Origin of the sequence: Pantoea sp. Morm (assembly GCF_016643525.1) — a bacterium.
In the GTDB taxonomy this organism is placed as follows: domain Bacteria; phylum Pseudomonadota; class Gammaproteobacteria; order Enterobacterales; family Enterobacteriaceae; genus Pantoea; species Pantoea dispersa.
Window position 1 is genome coordinate 1 of the sequence record NZ_VOQX01000090.1, and the last position, 16,752, is coordinate 16,752.

Annotated in this window: 14 protein-coding genes; 7 read left to right on the forward strand and 7 right to left on the reverse strand. The window is 58.3% G+C overall.

Going from position 1 to position 16,752, the window contains the following annotated elements; all coding sequences use genetic code 11:
• Window positions 1–95: 95 nt before the first annotated feature.
• Together FT726_RS22045 and FT726_RS22050 are read right to left on the reverse strand one after the other, a co-directional pair.
• Entirely contained in the window at window positions 96–1,055 is a 960-nt protein-coding gene (locus FT726_RS22045) for a D-2-hydroxyacid dehydrogenase family protein (protein WP_346303445.1), read from the reverse strand.
• Window positions 1,030–2,634, reverse strand: a complete 1,605-nt coding sequence (locus tag FT726_RS22050) for an EAL domain-containing protein (RefSeq protein WP_215787006.1) — start codon at window positions 2,632–2,634, stop codon at window positions 1,030–1,032. Before FT726_RS22050 ends, FT726_RS22045 begins: the two co-directional genes overlap by 26 nt.
• A 211-nt stretch (window positions 2,635–2,845) precedes the next feature.
• On the opposite strand from FT726_RS22050, the gene FT726_RS22055 reads away from it, so the two are divergent.
• The gene (locus FT726_RS22055) at window positions 2,846–2,968 is read left to right on the forward strand and encodes a hypothetical protein (RefSeq protein ID WP_346303446.1); all 123 of its coding nucleotides are present in this window, start codon (window positions 2,846–2,848) and stop codon (window positions 2,966–2,968) included.
• Window positions 2,969–2,972: 4 nt separating this feature from the next.
• On the opposite strand, the gene FT726_RS22060 is transcribed toward FT726_RS22055, so the two are convergent.
• Window positions 2,973–4,049: an AI-2E family transporter gene (locus FT726_RS22060; protein WP_150059640.1), complete on the reverse strand. Its 1,077-nt coding sequence runs from the start codon at window positions 4,047–4,049 to the stop codon at window positions 2,973–2,975.
• Window positions 4,050–4,257: 208 nt separating this feature from the next.
• Between FT726_RS22060 and FT726_RS22065 the strand changes: the two genes are divergently transcribed.
• The 3 genes from FT726_RS22065 to iolB all read left to right on the forward strand — a co-directional run bounded on the left by FT726_RS22065 (window position 4,258) and on the right by iolB (window position 8,379).
• Window positions 4,258–5,481, forward strand: a complete 1,224-nt coding sequence (locus FT726_RS22065; RefSeq protein WP_346303447.1) for an MFS transporter — start codon at window positions 4,258–4,260, stop codon at window positions 5,479–5,481.
• A gap of 553 nt (window positions 5,482–6,034) precedes the next feature.
• A complete protein-coding gene (locus FT726_RS22070) occupies window positions 6,035–7,540 on the forward strand; it encodes a CoA-acylating methylmalonate-semialdehyde dehydrogenase (protein WP_021507389.1) in 1,506 nt (501 codons plus the stop codon).
• Window positions 7,541–7,563: 23 nt separating this feature from the next.
• Window positions 7,564–8,379: a 5-deoxy-glucuronate isomerase gene (iolB, locus tag FT726_RS22075; protein ID WP_211726999.1), complete on the forward strand. Its 816-nt coding sequence runs from the start codon at window positions 7,564–7,566 to the stop codon at window positions 8,377–8,379.
• 185 nt (window positions 8,380–8,564) lie between these two features.
• Here iolB and FT726_RS22080 read toward each other — a convergent pair whose 3' ends face one another.
• From FT726_RS22080 to FT726_RS22090, 3 genes are all read right to left on the reverse strand, one after another.
• The gene (locus FT726_RS22080; protein WP_088516544.1) at window positions 8,565–9,407 is read right to left on the reverse strand and encodes a MurR/RpiR family transcriptional regulator; all 843 of its coding nucleotides are present in this window, start codon (window positions 9,405–9,407) and stop codon (window positions 8,565–8,567) included.
• A gap of 512 nt (window positions 9,408–9,919) precedes the next feature.
• Window positions 9,920–11,833 carry a 5-dehydro-2-deoxygluconokinase gene (gene iolC, locus FT726_RS22085; RefSeq protein WP_215480649.1) on the reverse strand — a complete coding sequence of 638 codons (1,914 nt, stop codon included), beginning with the start codon at window positions 11,831–11,833 and terminating at the stop codon, window positions 9,920–9,922.
• Window positions 11,834–12,133: 300 nt separating this feature from the next.
• Entirely contained in the window at window positions 12,134–12,319 is a 186-nt protein-coding gene (locus FT726_RS22090) for a hypothetical protein (protein ID WP_215480648.1), read from the reverse strand.
• Between the two features lie 59 nt (window positions 12,320–12,378).
• On the opposite strand from FT726_RS22090, the gene iolD reads away from it, so the two are divergent.
• The 3 genes from iolD (at window position 12,379) to iolE (ending at window position 16,357) form a co-directional block, all read left to right on the forward strand.
• Window positions 12,379–14,313 (forward strand): 3D-(3,5/4)-trihydroxycyclohexane-1,2-dione acylhydrolase (decyclizing), encoded by a 1,935-nt coding sequence (iolD, locus tag FT726_RS22095; protein WP_346303448.1) that lies wholly within the window; start codon window positions 12,379–12,381, stop codon window positions 14,311–14,313.
• Window positions 14,314–14,377: 64 nt separating this feature from the next.
• Entirely contained in the window at window positions 14,378–15,391 is a 1,014-nt protein-coding gene (locus FT726_RS22100) for a Gfo/Idh/MocA family protein (protein ID WP_021507394.1), read from the forward strand.
• A gap of 69 nt (window positions 15,392–15,460) precedes the next feature.
• Window positions 15,461–16,357 (forward strand): myo-inosose-2 dehydratase, encoded by an 897-nt coding sequence (iolE, locus tag FT726_RS22105; RefSeq protein ID WP_127834680.1) that lies wholly within the window; start codon window positions 15,461–15,463, stop codon window positions 16,355–16,357.
• A 110-nt stretch (window positions 16,358–16,467) separates the two neighbouring features.
• On the opposite strand, the gene FT726_RS22110 is transcribed toward iolE, so the two are convergent.
• Window positions 16,468–16,752 (reverse strand): DUF943 family protein (locus FT726_RS22110; RefSeq protein ID WP_346303449.1); only part of this gene is annotated, 285 nt, incomplete at its 5' end.

Consider the following 16,752-nt stretch of genomic DNA (forward strand, 5'->3'; position numbering starts at 1 on the left):
ACCAGCTGCCAAATGGCGACCAGATGATTAATTATGCCGGGCTGCCGCGCCTGTACTGCCACAGCTAACCCTGGTGCTGTCGACGCGCCGGCGGCTTAAAGCAGCGAGCGCAGCGGCGCGCCGTGCAGCCAGCCAGCAATATCTTCCACCGCCTCGCTGAAGTAGGTGCGGTAATTGGTGTCGGCGACATAGCCCAGATGCGGCGTCGCCAGCACGTTCGGCAACTGACGCAGCGGATGATCGGCCGGGAGCGGCTCCTGTTCAAAGACATCCAGCCCGGCGCCCGCCAGCTGGCCAGACTGCAGCGCGCTGATCATCGCCTGCTGATCGACAAGCCCGGCGCGCGAGGTGTTAATCAGCAGCGCGCCTGGCTTCATGTGCGCCAGTGCCGCGCCGTCCAGCAGATGACGGGTGCGCTCACTCAGCACCAGATGAATCGATACCACATCGCTCGCCCCGAGCAGCGCCGGCAGCGAAGCCATCTTCTCTGCGCCGCACGCCGCTGCGCGTGCTTCGCTCAGGTTCTGGCTCCAGGCGCACACGCGCATGCCAAAAGCGCGCGCCACGTTAGCCATCTCACCGCCAATCTTGCCCAGCCCAAGCAGGCCGAGGGTTTTGCCGTGCAGCGCCATGCCCAGCGTATGCTGCCACGCACCGTTGCTGCGCAGCGCCTGGCTCTCCGCCGGGATATGGCGTGCCAGACCGAGCAGCAGCCCCCAGCTCAGTTCCAGCGGCGCCGCGCTGCTACTGGCGGTGCCGCACACCGCAATCAGCCGTTCGGCACAGGCGTGCAGATCGATTGAGGCATTGCGCATACCGGAGGTGACAATCAGCTTCAGATTGGGCAGGCGGCCTATCAGCCGGGCGCTGAGCGGCGTGCGTTCGCGCATCACCACCAGAATGTCGGCGTGCGCGATGTGAGCGACCAGTTCATCTTCGTTGGCGTAGTGGCGGTGCAGCGCGGTAGTTTGTACCTGCGGTTGCAGCGATGCCCAGTCGGCCAGCGACAGGGCAACATTTTGATAATCATCAAGAATGATGCAGTTCAGGCTCATGGTGGTCCTCAACGGGAAGCGGTTGGCGCCCCTGCTGATTAAGCCAGGCGCGAAGCTGGTTATTGTCCATCGGACGGGCGTAATAATAGCCCTGAATAAACACCACGCCACGCTGCTGCAGATACTGAAATTGCAACGCGGTTTCTACCCCTTCACCCAATACCTCGAGCTGCAGCTTGTGGCACAGATTGATGATGGCATCCAGCACCGGGGTTTCGATCTCCAGTCCTTCAATGGCGTTGATAAAGCCGCGGTCAATCTTCAGGTAATCGAGCGGGAAGGTCATCAGATAGGAGAGCGCGCAGTGGCCGGTGCCGAAGTCGTCAATCGCCACCTTCATGCCGTGCGACTGCAAATAGCGCAGCTTGCGCGACACCGCGTCGCCGTCCTCGATCAGGCTGCGCTCGGTAAGCTCCAGCGTGATCAGCATCTGTTTGTCACGGATGTTGCGGGCAAAACGCATCATGTCCTGCACAAAATCGGGGTGTTGCAGATGCTCAGCTGCGAGGTTAAAGCCAATGTGGAAGCCCGGTTCAACCTGCCAGCTCTGGATATCTTCCGCCATCATCGCCAGCAGATGCTGGGTCAGCGGCACGATCATGCCTTCCGCTTCGGCATGGCTGATGAAGATGTCCGGGCGGATCATTTCGCCATTGGGCCGCTGCCAGCGCATCAGCGCTTCCGCACCGGTGCAGCGCTGAATCCCGGTGCTGTACACCGGCTGATAGTGCACCGTGAACTCACGGTTGCGTATCGCCCGGCGAATTTCATCCGCCCATGAGAGGCGGCGGCGCAGCCAGTTGGCGGTCAGCACCATCAGCAAAATCGAAAAGATGGCGGCCATTGGCAGGAAAATAAGTAGCGCCTGACGCCAGGCTTTGATCAGCTCGGCGGCGGGTACCGTCACGCTGACGCTGATCGGATAGCGGCTGGACTCCGCCTGATAGTTGGCGCTGCTGAGGTACAGCAGCTCTGGCTGGTCGTCCGGACCGCTGGCGATGGGGCTGCCGCCGTTGAAGCGCAGGCTCATCTGATAACGGTTCGACTCGCCGATGGCGCGCATGAAATCCATCAGATACTGGCCATCAATCACCGCCCAGAAACCGCTGCTGTCCGGCAGGTGACGCACGAAAATCACCGCCGGGCGATCCGGTACGCCGGAGGTGCCGCGAATCGACAGGCTCCACCAGGCTTTGCCGGTCACCGGCGGTGACTGCATTATCATCCCGGCCAGCGTGTCGTGCTGCAGCCCGTAAGCCGACGAGCAGGTGATTTCGCTGCCCTGCAGGGTGCCAATCGAGCGGAAATAGGCATTAAGGGTGCCGGCGCGCTGCAAATCTTCATCAATATCGGCGCAGCGACGATTCTGGTACTGACGCAGGCGGGTCACCATATCCCAGGCGCTGTCGCTCATCTTTTCTGCCTGCGTCAGCAGGGCATTGGCGGTGGCAATTTGCTGCTGGCTGACCGTATGGCGCGCCTCAATGGCTGTGCAAAATATGCCCAGCACCAGCGGTAATAACCCGGCACAGACAATCAACAGCCAGCCAAAATCGCGTTGTCGTTTTTGCAGAGGCACCAGACTTTCCTCGGTCGGTTTAAGCAGCATTCAGGAAGCGCGTTACGGCGTCAGCAGCATAACACTTTCCCGCGGCCGTGCATGTTAGCGTTTTGATTTTCCACCAATCTGATACAAGTCAATTATGGTTTGCGCTTTGCGTTTATTGACAATGTTTTGCCGTTACTGGCATTTCCCGGCAGGAAAAGCCTGTGGCACGAGATGAGTAAGAGTGTTGCGCCAGACTCATCAGGTATGGCGATGCGCGCTGACGCCATACGGCGGCGACGTCACGGCGCAGGGACGCTGCCAGACGATCGGCAAATACGCATCGTCTGGCATCGTGGCGTGGTAAGACGTTACGGGCGCGGCGCGGGCCGGTTATTTTTGACGCGCAGGCGCGGTTTGGGGCGGCCATTACCCAGCATTATCGCCAGCCGGCTGCCGCCCGGCGTGGTTTCCATCAGGATTTTGGTAACGCTGGTCAGCGGCACCGACAGCAGCATCCCGACCGGACCGAGCAGCCAGCCCCAGAAAATCAGCGACAGAAACACCACCAGCGTTGACAGCCCCAGCCCGCGTCCCATCAGGCGCGGTTCCAGCATATTGCCAAACACCATGTGAATGGCACTGAACAGCGCCGCCACCAGCACGGCGTCATACACATCATTCAGCACCAGCGCCTGAATAAACGGCGGCACACCGGCGATAATCGGGCCGATATTGGGGATAAAATTGAGGATAAAGGCGACAACGCCCCAGAACAGCGCAAATTTGACGTCCAGCAGCATCAGCACCAGCCACACCGCCAGTCCGGTAATCAGGCTGACCAGCGTTTTCAGTGCCAGATAGTGCGTGACGCCCTTCAGCGCTTTGTGCAATCCGGCGATGCGGATCTGCGGATTCATCATCGCATTGCGCAGTTTGTACGGCAGATGGTGCACCTCAAACAGCATGAACACCACGGTCAGAATCAACAGCACCACATTGGTCATGGCACCGGAGAACTGCGCCAGCAGCGTGGTGGCCATGTTCATAATCACATTGGGATCGAGCCGTGCCGCCAGTGCGCTGGTGGAGATATTGATATGAAACTGCGCGGCGAAATGCTGCAGCACCGTCAGCTTCTGTTCCAGCAGGCTGCGGATTTGCGGATAGGTATCGCTGAACTCGCTTACCGAACTGGCCAGCACCCCGACCAGCAGCAGCATCACAATGAAGATCACCGTGATCACCAGCGAGATCGCCACGCCGCGCCGCAGACCCCGGCGCATCAGCAGGGTCACCAGCGGATTAAGCACAATCGCCAGGAAGCTGGCGAGTAAGAAGGGCACCAGAATATCCGACGCGGCACGAATGCCCGCCAGAATAATCACTAACATCGCCAGCTTGACCAGGATGTTCTGGCCAATTTTCTCCTGTGGCTTTTCGTTCATTCCCTCTCCTGAATGGTGGTTCGCTGTGGAAAGTGTAGTTGAACGCCAGTAAGTAATTGTTTGTTTAGGAGTAAGCGAAGCGAACCCGATAAGCGCCGCCGGAGATACCGCCATCAGCCCGCCGCGAATCGACGGTGCGCACGGCGAGAAAAGGCGTATAGTGAAGCTTCAGCTATAAAAATTCCGTCAAACACGAGCGTAATCACTCATGCCTGACCAGCCCGCCGCGGCCGAATACAGCCGCTTTCGTCTGAATTTACAGATTCTCTCCATCGTGAAGTTCAACTTCGCCACCTATCTCACCATTGGCCTGCCGCTGGCGGTGCTGCCGGGCTTTGTCCATGACGGCCTGGGCTACAGCGCTTTCTGGGCCGGCGTGGTGATCAGCCTGCAATATGTCGCCACGCTGCTGAGCCGTCCGCATGCCGGTCGCTATGCCGACAGCTGGGGACCCAAAAAGGTGGTAGTGCTTGGGCTGTTTGGTAGCCTGGTGAGCGGGCTGTGTATTTTGCTGTCGGCGCTGATAGAGGAGCAGGAGGTGCTCAGCCTCGCGCTGTTGTGCCTCGGGCGCGTGCTGCTGGGCGTCGGGCAGAGTTTCTGCGGCACCGGCACCTCGCTATGGGGCGTGGCGAAAGTCGGCTCGCTGCATATTGGTCGGGTGATCTCCTGGAACGGCATTGTCACCTATGGCGCAATGGCGATTGGCGCACCGCTTGGGGTGATGATCTTTCGCAGCGGCGGCCTGCTGCTGCTCTCCAGCGTGATTATCGCCATCAGCGTGCTGGCGATAGTGCTGGCGCTGCCCCGTGCGCCGGTGAAAGGCAGCAAGGCCAAACCGCTGCCGTTCCGCGCGGTGCTCGGTAAGGTGTACGGTTTTGGCCTGCTGCTGGCGATGGGCTCGGCGGGCTTTGGCGTGATCGCCACCTTTATCACCCTGTTTTATCAGGAGCAGGGCTGGGACGGTGCCGCCTTCGCGCTGACGCTGTTCAGCGCTGCGTTCGTCGGCATGCGCCTGCTGTTTCCCAACGCCATTAATAAGCTCGGCGGACTGCGCGTCGCCAGCCTGTGTTTTGCCGTCGAGGCGATTGGCCTGCTGCTGGTGGCGGGCGCGTTCGATCCGTGGATGGCGAAGTTCGGCGCTTTTCTCACCGGCGCCGGTTTCTCGCTGGTGTTCCCGGCGATTGGTGTGGTCGCAGTCAAAGTGGTGCCGCAGCAGAACCAGGGCAGCGCGCTGGCCACCTACACCGCGTTTATGGATTTGTCGCTCGGCATCACCGGTCCGATCGCGGGCTTTATCATGAGCTTCGCCGGTGTACAGCTGGTCTACCTGCTGACTGCGCTGCTGGTGGGATTTGCGCTGCTTTGTACCCTGCGGATGATCAAGCGTCAGGCTGGATTGCCAGCCGAGGATGCTGCGTCCAGGTCGCCATAAATGGCGCCCCTACAGCATGACAGAGCGCGCATTGATGCGCACCGGGTAATCACGCATGGGGTGGGTAACAGGTGAAAAAAAGGCCTCCGACCGAGGCCAACACTAACAAAAGCGTGTCGCTAAGACACAGATAAGGGTTCGTTTCACATCGCATTGTCTGCAGATGCTGCAAAGAAAACATTTATTTCGTTTTAATTGAATTATGAAATAATGGATATTGGATCTGCCTCGCAAAAATTTCATATTTCGTTTCATCCAGCCACGCTGCGGCGCTGACCCTCTCGCTGACTGCTCGTCCTGCTAATCTCCCTGCTGCTGATTACGGGCGCAGGCCGCATCGGTATTGTCATCAGGCCCGCACTTTGCGCCAGTCCGCTAACGCTGGCGGAAAAATGCGATCCAGGCCGCTAAAAGTAAATTTTCCAAAAAGAACTATTTGAAAAATTTATTTCACTGTAATAGCTTCATAGCACGCTTTCCGTATTGCCTGATCGGGCGCGACCCAGACTGACCCGCGGCCTGCAGGGACCTTACACATCAAAGAGGCAACGACATGACTATCGTAGGAAACTTTATCGGCGGCAAAATCACGCACAGCGCCAGCAACGAAACCATTCCGGTCTACGATCCGGCGACCGGCAAAGTGATCCGCGAACTGACGCAAAGCACGGCGGCAGAAGTGGCGCAGGCCATTGAGGTCGCCCATGCGGCGTTTCCGGAATGGTCGAAAACGGCGCCGCTGCGTCGTGCCCGCGTCATGTTCAACTTCAAAGCGCTGATGGAAAAACATCGCGATGAACTGGCGGCGCTGATTGTTTCTGAGCACGGTAAAGTCTGGTCCGATGCGCTGGGTGAGCTGACGCGCGGCATCGAGGTGATCGAATTTGCCTGCGGCATTCCGCACCTGATCAAAGGGGAAAACTCACCGAACGTCGGTTCCGGCGTCGACAGCTATTCACTGATGCAGCCGGTGGGTGTGGTCGCGGGCATTACGCCGTTCAACTTCCCGGCGATGGTGCCGCTGTGGATGTTCCCCATCGCGCTGGCGTGCGGTAATACCTTTGTGCTGAAGCCGCCGGCGCTCGATCCTTCTGCCTCGGTACGCATGGCTGAGCTGCTGAAAGAAGCGGGCCTGCCGGATGGCGTGTTCAACGTGGTGCACTCCTCAAACGAAGACGCCGAGCAGCTGTATAAAGATCCGCGCATCGCGGCGGTCAGCTTCGTCGGCTCGTCCGGCGTGGCCGAGCACATCTACAAAACCGCCAGCGCGCATGGCAAACGCGTGCAGGCCTTCGGCGCCGCGAAAAACCACGCCATTGTGATGCCGGATGCCGATCTGGATGCCACCGTGAACGCTATCATGGGCGGTGCTTTCGGTTCTGCCGGGGAACGCTGCATGGCGCTGCCGGTGGTGGTGGCGGTTGGCGACGATACAGCCGACAAACTGATTTCGCGCCTGACGCCGCTGATCAAAGCGCTGCGCGTAGGTCCGGGCATGCAGCAGGGTGCCGAAGAGAATGAAATGGGGCCGGTGGTATCCGCTGCGCACCAGAAGAAAGTGCTGGGCTACATCGACAAAGGTGAGCAGGAAGGCGCGACGCTGGTGGTTGACGGACGCGGCGTGAAAGTCGCGGGCCATGAAGAGGGCTACTACGTTGGCGGTACGCTGTTCGATAACGTCACGCCGGAGATGGTGATTTGGCGCGAAGAGATTTTCGGACCGGTGCTGAGCATCATGCGCGCCAGCGACTTCGACAGCGCGCTGCAGCTGGTGAATAGCCACGAATTTGGTAACGGCAGCGCCATCTTCACCAGCAACGGCCACACCGCCCGTGAATTTGTGCACAACGTGGAAGCGGGCATGGTGGGCGTCAATGTGCCGGTGCCGGTGCCGATGGCGTTCCACAGCTTTGGCGGCTGGAAGCGTTCGGTGTTTGGTGCGCTCAACGTGCACGGTCCGGACGGGGTGCGTTTCTACACCCGCATGAAAACGGCAACAGTGCGCTGGCCAAGCGGTCAGCAGACCGTTTCTGAATTCAGCATGCCAACGCTGGGTTAATGTCGCGCAACAGGAGAAACAGGATGTCACTGATTTCAAAAGTGCAGCAGCCGGACAGCCACGGGCGTATCCAGCACGTGACGCCTGAGAGCGCCGGCTGGGAATATGTGGGCTTTGACGCTTATCTGCTGAAAAAGGGCCAGACGCTGCGGTTAAGCAGCGGCGAGAGAGAGCTGTGCCTGGTGCTGGTGGCCGGTCTGGCGTCGGTGAAAACCCGCGACGCAGAATTCCCCGGCATCGGTAAGCGCCAGTCGCCGTTTGAGCGCACGCCGCCTTACTCGGTTTACGTGCCGCATCATGATGAGGTTGAAGTCACTGCCGACAGCGATCTGGAGCTGGCGGTATGCAGTGCGCCGGGCAGTGGCAATCTGCCGGCGCGGCTGATTGCACCGCAGGATGTTGGCGTGGAGCACCGTGGCAAAGGGCGCAATCAGCGCCTGGTGCATAACATTCTGCCGGATAATCAACCGGCCGACAGCCTGCTGGTGGTCGAGGTGTATACCGACGAGGGCGCGACCAGTTCGTATCCCAGCCACAAGCATGATGAGAAGGACAGCCCGGACGAAACCTATCTGGAAGAGACCTATTATCACCGTTTCGACCCCGAGCCCGGTTTCGCCATGCAGCGCGTCTACACCGACGACCGTTCGCTCGACGAGTGTATGGCCCCGTATAACCGCGATGTGGTGACGGTGCCGCGCGGGTATCATCCGGTGGCGACGCTGGCCGGTTACGATAATTATTATCTGAACGTGATGGCCGGGCCGGTACGGCTGTGGAAATTTACCTGGGAGAAGGATCACGCCTGGGTGAACAGCGAGCAGTATCCGCGCCGTTAATCGGGTCTCCGCGCGGTTGCAGGAAATGCGCACCAGGTTAAACGGCGCACGCAAGCATATAAACGTGCACAGCCGTAGGGTGCGCATTGATGCGCACCAGGTTAAACGGCACACGCATTCACTGATGCGCACAGATAAAAAAAGGCAGCCATCTGGCTGCCTTTTTTCTATTCGGTACCTGAGGTTTATTCGTTGCTGCTGTTATTCAGTGCCAGCGACACCGCCAGGGTTTGCGCCAGGCACAGCGAGGCCACCTGCGAGCGGAAGCCATCCACCTGCGCTTCGCGCACCACAAAACAGACATCGCTGAACGCCGCCAGCGGGCTGACCTGGCTGTCGGTGATGGCGATCTGATGCGCGCCACGTTTAGCACCCAGCTCCACCAGTTCCACCGCTTCACGCGCATACGGCGAGTAGCTGATAGCGATGACCACGTCTTTCGGATTCACCATGCTGAGCTGTTCAGTGAACATGCCGCCCAGGCCATCAATCAGAAAAGCGCGACGCTCCAGATGGCGCAGCGCATACACCAGATACGAGGCCACGCTGAACGAGCGGCGCAGACCGATGATGTAGATGTTCTCCGCCTCGTTGAGCATTTTCACCGCTTTGTTCAGCTGGTCGGGATTCACCTGCATCGCCAGCTGCTGCAGCGCCTGGCTGTTGACCATGGTAAAGACGTTGAGGATCTCCACCGGGCTCTCCGGTGAGCTGGCGCTGTCGTCTGTGGCTGTCTGGCGGAACAGGCGCGCCCGTTCGGTATAGTTCACGGTCTCTTCCATCAGGTGCTGACGAAAGACCTGTTTCATTTCGTTGAAGCCGCTAAAGCCGAACGCGTTGGCGAAGCGGATCAGCGTGGAGGGCGGAACATCCGCCTGCTGGGCGATAGAAGCGACGGTATCAAACGCGATGCTGTTGCTGTTATCAAGGATATAACGAGCCACCTGCTTCAGGCGTTTACTCAGCGTCTCGTAGCGACGACGGATATCGTCCTGTAACAAGGTTAATTGCGTTGGGTTATTGGTCATTACTTCGGCCCGTCAGAAAAGGAAATATGGCTGGATAATGAGCGCTATAGTACCAGATGGATGGAAAATTTCATTTGTTTGACGCTATCGTGAAGGCTATTTCATCGGTTTATGAATTGCCTCACAAAACTCAGGGGGTTGAGGGCTTGCCCTCACCCTAACCCTCTCCCGCAGGCGGGAGAGGGGACAGTCCGGAGCGGTCTGATCGGTCTGCCAGGCCTGGCACAATGCTTAACGACCTGCCTGAACGGCTCCCTCACCCTAACCCTCTCCCGCAGGCGGGAGAGGGAACAGTCCGGAGCGGTTTATTAGACAGGTCGCAAGGTTTTGCTTCTTCATTCAGTGAGAGAGGGGACAGTCCGGAGCGGTCTGACAGGGCTGGTACAATGCTTAACGACCTGCCTGAACGGCTCCCTCTCCCGGTGGGAGAGGGCTGGGGTGAGGGCATCCGCGCGCAACTCACTAAAAAGCGGCCCGTCAGGCCGCTTCTCAGTACATCCTCTTCAAATGCGTCAGCCGCGCGCGGCGCGCCAGTAGCCAATCAGGCGCAGATAATTGCCTTTCACGGTCTCAATCAGCGCCTTATCATCCAGCTCACCTTTCAGCCACTGGCGTGACGGCTGGCCAAAAATGGTGCGACCCACGGCAAAACCTTTCACCCACGTGGCCTGCGCGGCGGCGGCGAAGCCGGCTTTCAGCTTCTCTTCCGGCGCATCAAGGCCGAGTAACAGAATGCCGCGACAGTGCGGATCCTGCTGCTCAATCAGCTCGCCGATCGCCTGCCAGCTCTCCGCCGTCAGCGGTGGTAGCTTCCACCAGTCCGGCTGCACGCCCAGGCTATAGAAGTGGCTCAGCATGTCGTAATAGTAGGACTCGTTACGGTCCGGGTTGCTCTCCGGCAGAATCACTTCCAGCAGCAACTCGTGCCCGCTTTTGTTACAGCTGCGCCACACGTCAAGAACCAGCTCGTCCTGCTCTTTACGCAGTTCAGCACTGTCATGGGGATGGTAAAACACCAGGCATTTGACGACGTGTTCGGCCGGCCAATCCACCAGCTGAGAGCCAATATTGCCGTGCTCAAGACGCAGTGGTCGTGAGCTCGGCAGCTCGATGGGCCGCCCAATCCACCAGTGCTTGCCGGTGATGGCGTTGAGCGCTTTCTGGCCGTACGTGGTATCCGCCAGGATGCCACTCTTCTCATTGAGACCGGCTTCATTAGCCGCCTCCTGTGCCGCCTGCAGCAGCAGCAGTTTCAGCTGCGGAATGCGCTCCTCGCTGACACCCGCTTCGCGCGCCATATCGGCCAGCTGTTTACGGTGGTCAAAGGCGAACACATTCAGCTCCGGCCACTGCTGCTTACGCGTGGTAACGCGATGCAGATGATTGAGGCGCGCGTCCAGATCCGGGCGTTTCACCGCCTTATCGCGGCTGAGGAAATCGTCCAGTTCCTCTTTCGTTGGCATCGCCGGCGCACAACCGTGACGGGATACCACCAGCGCGCCACAGGCGTTGGCGTAGCGGCACGCCTGCTCCCAGCTCTCATCGTTGAGCCAGCCGCGCAGCAGGCCCGACATAAACGCATCGCCGGCGCCCAGTACGTTGAGCACCTCAACGCGCACGCCGCTGTGCAGGCGCGTCTGTTCCCAGCTATCAGGAATCTCGCCCTCAAACACCACACAACCCAGCGGCCCGCGTTTGCAGACCAACGTGGCACTGCTGGCCTTACGCACATTTTTCAGCGCGGTCAGCGTATCGGTACTGCCACCGGCGATATGGAACTCTTCTTCCGTTCCGACGATCAGATCGAAATAGTGCACCACTTCCTGTAGCTGCTGCGTCACCTGGCCGGACTCAATGAAACGCGTTTCACCGTCACCCAGTGAGGTCAGACCCCATAGCACCGGGCGATAATCGATATCCAGCGCGGTACGCAGACCGTTGCGCCGGGCGATATCCAGCGCTTTCAGCACCGCCGCCCGCGTGTCCGGATGCGACAGGTGGGTGCCGGTTATCGCCACGGCGCGGGACGAGGTAATGAACTCTTCGCGAATGTCCTCGGGAACCAGCCCCATATCCGCACAGTTGTCGCGATAGAAAATCAGCGGAAAGGTCTCTTCGTCTTTGATGCCGAGAATCACCAGCCCGGTCAGGCGCTGCTTATCGGTGATCAGCCCGTCAGTATTGCAGCCCACGCGCTGCAGCTCTTCACGCAGGAAGCGGCCATTGTGTTCGTCACCGACGCGCGCCAGCATCGCCGACTTCAGCCCCTGGATCGCGGTGCCATAAGCTACGTTGCCGGAAGAGCCGCCGAGGTATTTGTTAAAGCTGGTCATATCTTCCAGGCGCGAGCCAATTTGCTGGCCGTAAAGATCGACGGCGATGCGTCCAATACAAATCACATCAAGCCGCTTCTGTTGTGTACTCATACTGATGGTTTCCTTCTGTGATAAGCAGACACGGCGGGCGCTGCCGCCCACTATCAAGCGCAATGCTTCCGGGGTCTCAGGGTGCCTGACTGGCTATGTGGGCAGTATGAGGAATAAAAATTCCAAACACAATATGAAATGAAACATCCATCGCGATTTTGTGAGCCAGGTAAAACTCTGGTGCCGCTGCCTTTCCCCTCCTTTACGGCTTGCCCGTTTCGCGGGTGCTCTGGCTTGTGAGCCAGCTCGCAGGAAATGATGACGGATGAGAGGAAGCTGCTGACGTGAAATGAAATTTCGTTATGATGGCTGAGGCACAGCAGGCTGTTTCACTTTGCTGTCATCCCGTCCCGTCATCGCCTGCGTTTCAGCGCCGAATTTGATCTTCATCGCAAAATGAAATGTTTCTTCTGTAATCAGGTTTAATGGAAAAAACATTTGTTTATAATCGCCACACGTTTCACTTAGCGTCGGGCGCGTTTTCACCGCCGACCCGAACCGCGTCGTACCCCCTGAGCGGGTACCACATGTAAAGGAAGAAGCATATGGGCACTATCAGACTGACTACCGCACAGGCGCTGGTGAAATTTCTGGATAACCAGTACCTGAACGTTGACGGCGTTGAAACCAAATTCGTGCACGGCATCTTTGCTATTTTCGGCCACGGCAATGTGCTCGGCCTCGGCCAGGCGCTGGAGCAGGACAGCGGCGATTTACAGGTGTATCAGGGCCGTAACGAGCAGGGTATGGCGCACGCTGCCATCGGTTTTGCCCGGCAGTCGCTGCGCCGTCAAATCATTGCCTGTACCTCTTCCGTCGGACCGGGTGCCGCCAACATGATTACCGCGGCAGCCACGGCAACAGCCAATCGGATTCCACTGCTGCTGCTGCCGGGCGATGTGTTCGCCACGCGCCAGCCGGACCCGGTGCTGCAGCAAATCGAGCAGAGTCACGATCTCAGCATCAGCACCAACGATGCCTTCCGCGCAGTGAGTAAATACTGGGACCGCGTGAGCCGTCCGGAACAGCTGATGACCGCCTGTATCAATGCGCTGCGCGTGCTGACCGATCCGGCGGAAACCGGGGCGGTAACGCTGGCGCTGCCGCAGGATGTGCAGGGCGAAGCCTGGGATTTCCCGGAATACTTCTTCCAGAAACGCGTGCACTTGCTTGACCGGCGTCTGCCGACGGCGGCCCAGCTGGACGCGGCGCTGGCATTGATTGCGCGTAAGCACAAGCCGCTGATTGTAGTGGGTGGCGGCGTGAAATACTCCGATGCCGGTCAGGCGCTGCTGAGCTTTGCCGAGCGTTTCAATATTCCGTTTGCCGAAACGCAGGCCGGCAAAGGCACCATTGTTTCCGACCATCCGCTGAACGTGGGCGGCGTGGGTGAAACCGGCTGTCTGGCGGCGAACCTGCTGGCCAAAGAGGCCGATCTGGTGATCGGTATTGGTACGCGCTATACCGATTTCACCACGGCTTCAAAATGGATCTTCCAGCATCCGGAAATCAGCTACCTCAACATTAACGTCAACAACTTCGACAGCTACAAGCTGGATGGCGTGCAACTGCTGGCGGATGCACGCGAAGGATTAACCGCGCTGGAAGCCGGACTGAACGGCTTTGAGAATCACTGGGGTGGCCAGATTGAACAGGCGCAGAGCAAGCTGCTGAAAGAGACGCAGCGCGTGTACGCCGCCACTTTCAACACCGACGACTTTATTCCGGAAATCGCTGACCACATCGATCGCACTGCGCTGTTCGCCGAGTTTGAGCGTTTGACAAAGTCGGTGCTGACGCAGAGCAGCGTGCTGGGCACCTTAAACGAACAACTGCCAAAGGATGCGGTGATTGTCGCCGCCGCCGGCAGTCTGCCGGGTGACCTGCAGCGCGTATGGCGCACCAAAGACTACAACGCGTATCACGTTGAGTACGGCTACTCGTGCATGGGTTACGAAGTGAATGCCGCGCTGGGCGTGAAGCTGGCTCAGCCGCAGCGCGAAGTCTACGCCATGGTGGGTGACGGCTCATTCATGATGCTGCACTCCGAACTGGTCACTTCGATTCAGGAAGGGGCGAAAATCAACGTCATCCTGCTGGATAACATGACCAATGGCTGCATTAACAACCTGCAGATGGAACACGGCATGGACAGTTTCAACACCGAGTTCCGCTTCCGTAATCCGCAGGGCGGCAAGCTGGATGGCGGCTTCGTGCCGGTTGATTTCGCGGCGGTAGCCGCCGGCTACGGCTGTAAAACCTACCGTGTCACCACGCTGGAGCAGCTGAAAGCGGCGCTGGAAGATGCGCAGCAGCAGACGGTTTCGACCCTGATTGACATCAAAGTGCTGCCGAAAACCATGGTGCACAAATACTTCAGCTGGTGGCACGTCGGCGTGGCGCAGGCTTCCACCTCAGAGCGGACGCAGCAGGTGGCCGACAAGCTCAATCAGCATATTCAACAGGCGCGTAAGTACTAACCCTTTTCAGGCCGGCGCTGCCCGGCCCGTTTTACCCTACTTATCCGACTCTACAGGTGTAATTATGACGCTCAAACTCGGTGTAATCGGTACCGGCGCAATTGGTCAGGAACATATTCGTCGCTGCAACAACGTGCTGCAGGGCGCAAAAGTGGTGGCGGTTTCAGACATCAATGTGGAAGGTGCGCGCGCGGCGCTGCAGCGGCTGAATATTCAGGCCGAGGTGTATCAGGATGGTCATCAGGTGATTAACTCGCCGGAAGTGGATGCCGTGCTGGTGACCTCGTGGGACCCGACGCATGAAGAGTTCACGCTGGCCGCGATTGCCGCCGGGAAACCGGTGTTCTGCGAGAAGCCGCTGGCACTGAGCGCGGAGGGCTGCCGTCGCATTGTCGACGCCGAGATCGCGCACGGCAAACGTCTGGTGCAGGTGGGCTTTATGCGCCCGTATGATGCCGGCTATCGCGCGCTGAAAAAGGTGATCACCGACGGTGACATCGGCGAGCCGCTGATGCTGCACTGCGCGCATCGTAATCAGAGCGTCGGCGAGAATTACACCACCGACATGGCCATCACCAACACCCTGATTCACGAGCTGGATGTTCTGCGCTGGCTGACCGAGGACGATTACAAAAGCGTGCAGGTGGTATTCCCGCGCACGACCTCAAAGTCACACGCGAAGCTGAAAGATCCGCAAATTGTGCTGTTTGAAACGCAGAAGGGCATCCGCATCGATGTGGAGATCTTTGTGAACTGCGCGTACGGCTATGACATTCAGTGTGAAGTGGTGGGCGAAGAGGGCATCGCCAGACTGCCGGAGCCGTCGGCCATTCAGATGCGCAAAGATGCCCGCCTTGGCAACGCGCTGCTGACCGACTGGAAAGATCGCTTTATCGACGCCTACGACGTTGAGCTGCAGGCGTTTATCAATGATGTGAAAGCGGGCCAGCTGAGCGGGCCTTCCGCCTGGGATGGCTTTGCCGCCTCGGTGGCTGCCGATGCCTGCCTGAAGGCGCAAACCAGCGGTGCGATTGAGCCCGTTGCCATGCCGCCGCGTCCGGCGTTTTACCAGAAATAATCAGGCGCGTGCGCTAAACCTATCCACGGCAGCGGATTACCGCTGCCTCTCTGTGTCAGGGAGCTGAAAATGAACCAAGAGAACGTCAAACTGGCGATTGCGCCGATTGGCTGGACCAACGACGATATGCCGGAACTCGGCAGCGAAAATACTTTCCAGCAAACGGTCAGCGAGATGGCGCTGGCGGGTTTCACCGGTAGCGAAGTGGGCAGCAAGTATCCGCGCGATCCGGCAGTGCTGAAGCCGATGCTGGATATTCGCGGTATGCAGATTTGTAACGCCTGGTTTAGTACCTTTTTTGCCAACGGTGACAAAGCGAAAACCATCGATCAGTTCATCAACCACATGAATTTCCTGCACGCCATGGGCGCGCGCGTGATTGGCTGCTCGGAACAGAGCAAAAGCATTCAGGGCACGTCGCTGCCGGTGCTGGAGCAGAAGCCGGTTTTCACTGACGAAGAGTGGCGCCTGACGGCAGAAGGTTACAACGAACTGGCGGCGATCGCGGCGCAGAAAGGGATGCGCGTGACGCTGCATCATCACATGGGCACCGGCATTCAGACGCCAGCCGAGATCGACCGTTTTATGGCAATGACCAACGATAACGTCGGTCTGCTGTACGACACCGGCCACATTTACTACTCCGAAGGATCACAGCAGGTGATGCTGGATGTGCTGACCCAGCATCTGCCGCGTATTTTCCACGTGCATCTGAAGGATGTGCGTGACAGCGTGGTGGCAGAGGTGCGCGCAAACTCGCTGTCGTTCCTCGACGGAGTGAAGAAAGGCACCTTCACCGTACCAGGCGATGGCGTGATCGATTTCAAACCGGTATTCAAAATCCTCGATGATTACGGCTACAAAGGCTGGATGGTCGTCGAAGCGGAGCAGGATCCGGCCCTCGCTAACCCATTCGAATATGCAGTGAAAGCCCGTAAATATATTCGTGACAATGCCGGGCTGTAAATTTGCGTGTTAATTAGCGCAATGAATTGCGCCGCTACGGTAAATCCGGCAGTGACTTTCGTCATTATCGACCGCACACACTGTAGCGGCGCGATTTATCGCGCTATGTATCAATTGCCCTTCTGAAATCGACTCATTTCATTGTCTTTATTCACTGTGTAATTTCCTGAATCCAGTGAGAACATCACGCCACCATCCTGCGTCCGCTGAATTTTCATCAGTAAATTTTTATCCAGGCAATTAGCAGGGGGTTGCATTTGCTTAAAGCAAATACGGTCCTTTTTTTCTAATGGCTGATATCCCTCACCTAATGCATAAAAATAATAGGTTATTGAGCCATTTTGATTAAAGGCTTTGATATTGTATTTTACTGTTATTTGCTGCTGGTGACTCAA

What these genes read in the sequence shown, in the direction of transcription:
- FT726_RS22100 (WP_021507394.1), top strand. Translation starts at nt 14,378, where the DNA reads ATGACGCTCAAACTCGGTGTAATCGGTACCGGCGCAATTGGTCAGGAA.
- FT726_RS22060 (WP_150059640.1), bottom strand. Translation starts at nt 4,049, where the DNA reads ATGAACGAAAAGCCACAGGAGAAAATTGGCCAGAACATCCTGGTCAAG.
- FT726_RS22065 (WP_346303447.1), top strand. Translation starts at nt 4,258, where the DNA reads ATGCCTGACCAGCCCGCCGCGGCCGAATACAGCCGCTTTCGTCTGAAT.
- FT726_RS22080 (WP_088516544.1), bottom strand. Translation starts at nt 9,407, where the DNA reads ATGACCAATAACCCAACGCAATTAACCTTGTTACAGGACGATATCCGT.
- iolB (WP_211726999.1), top strand. Translation starts at nt 7,564, where the DNA reads ATGTCACTGATTTCAAAAGTGCAGCAGCCGGACAGCCACGGGCGTATC.
- iolE (WP_127834680.1), top strand. Translation starts at nt 15,461, where the DNA reads ATGAACCAAGAGAACGTCAAACTGGCGATTGCGCCGATTGGCTGGACC.
- iolD (WP_346303448.1), top strand. Translation starts at nt 12,379, where the DNA reads ATGGGCACTATCAGACTGACTACCGCACAGGCGCTGGTGAAATTTCTG.
- FT726_RS22070 (WP_021507389.1), top strand. Translation starts at nt 6,035, where the DNA reads ATGACTATCGTAGGAAACTTTATCGGCGGCAAAATCACGCACAGCGCC.
- iolC (WP_215480649.1), bottom strand. Translation starts at nt 11,833, where the DNA reads ATGAGTACACAACAGAAGCGGCTTGATGTGATTTGTATTGGACGCATC.
- FT726_RS22045 (WP_346303445.1), bottom strand. Translation starts at nt 1,055, where the DNA reads ATGAGCCTGAACTGCATCATTCTTGATGATTATCAAAATGTTGCCCTG.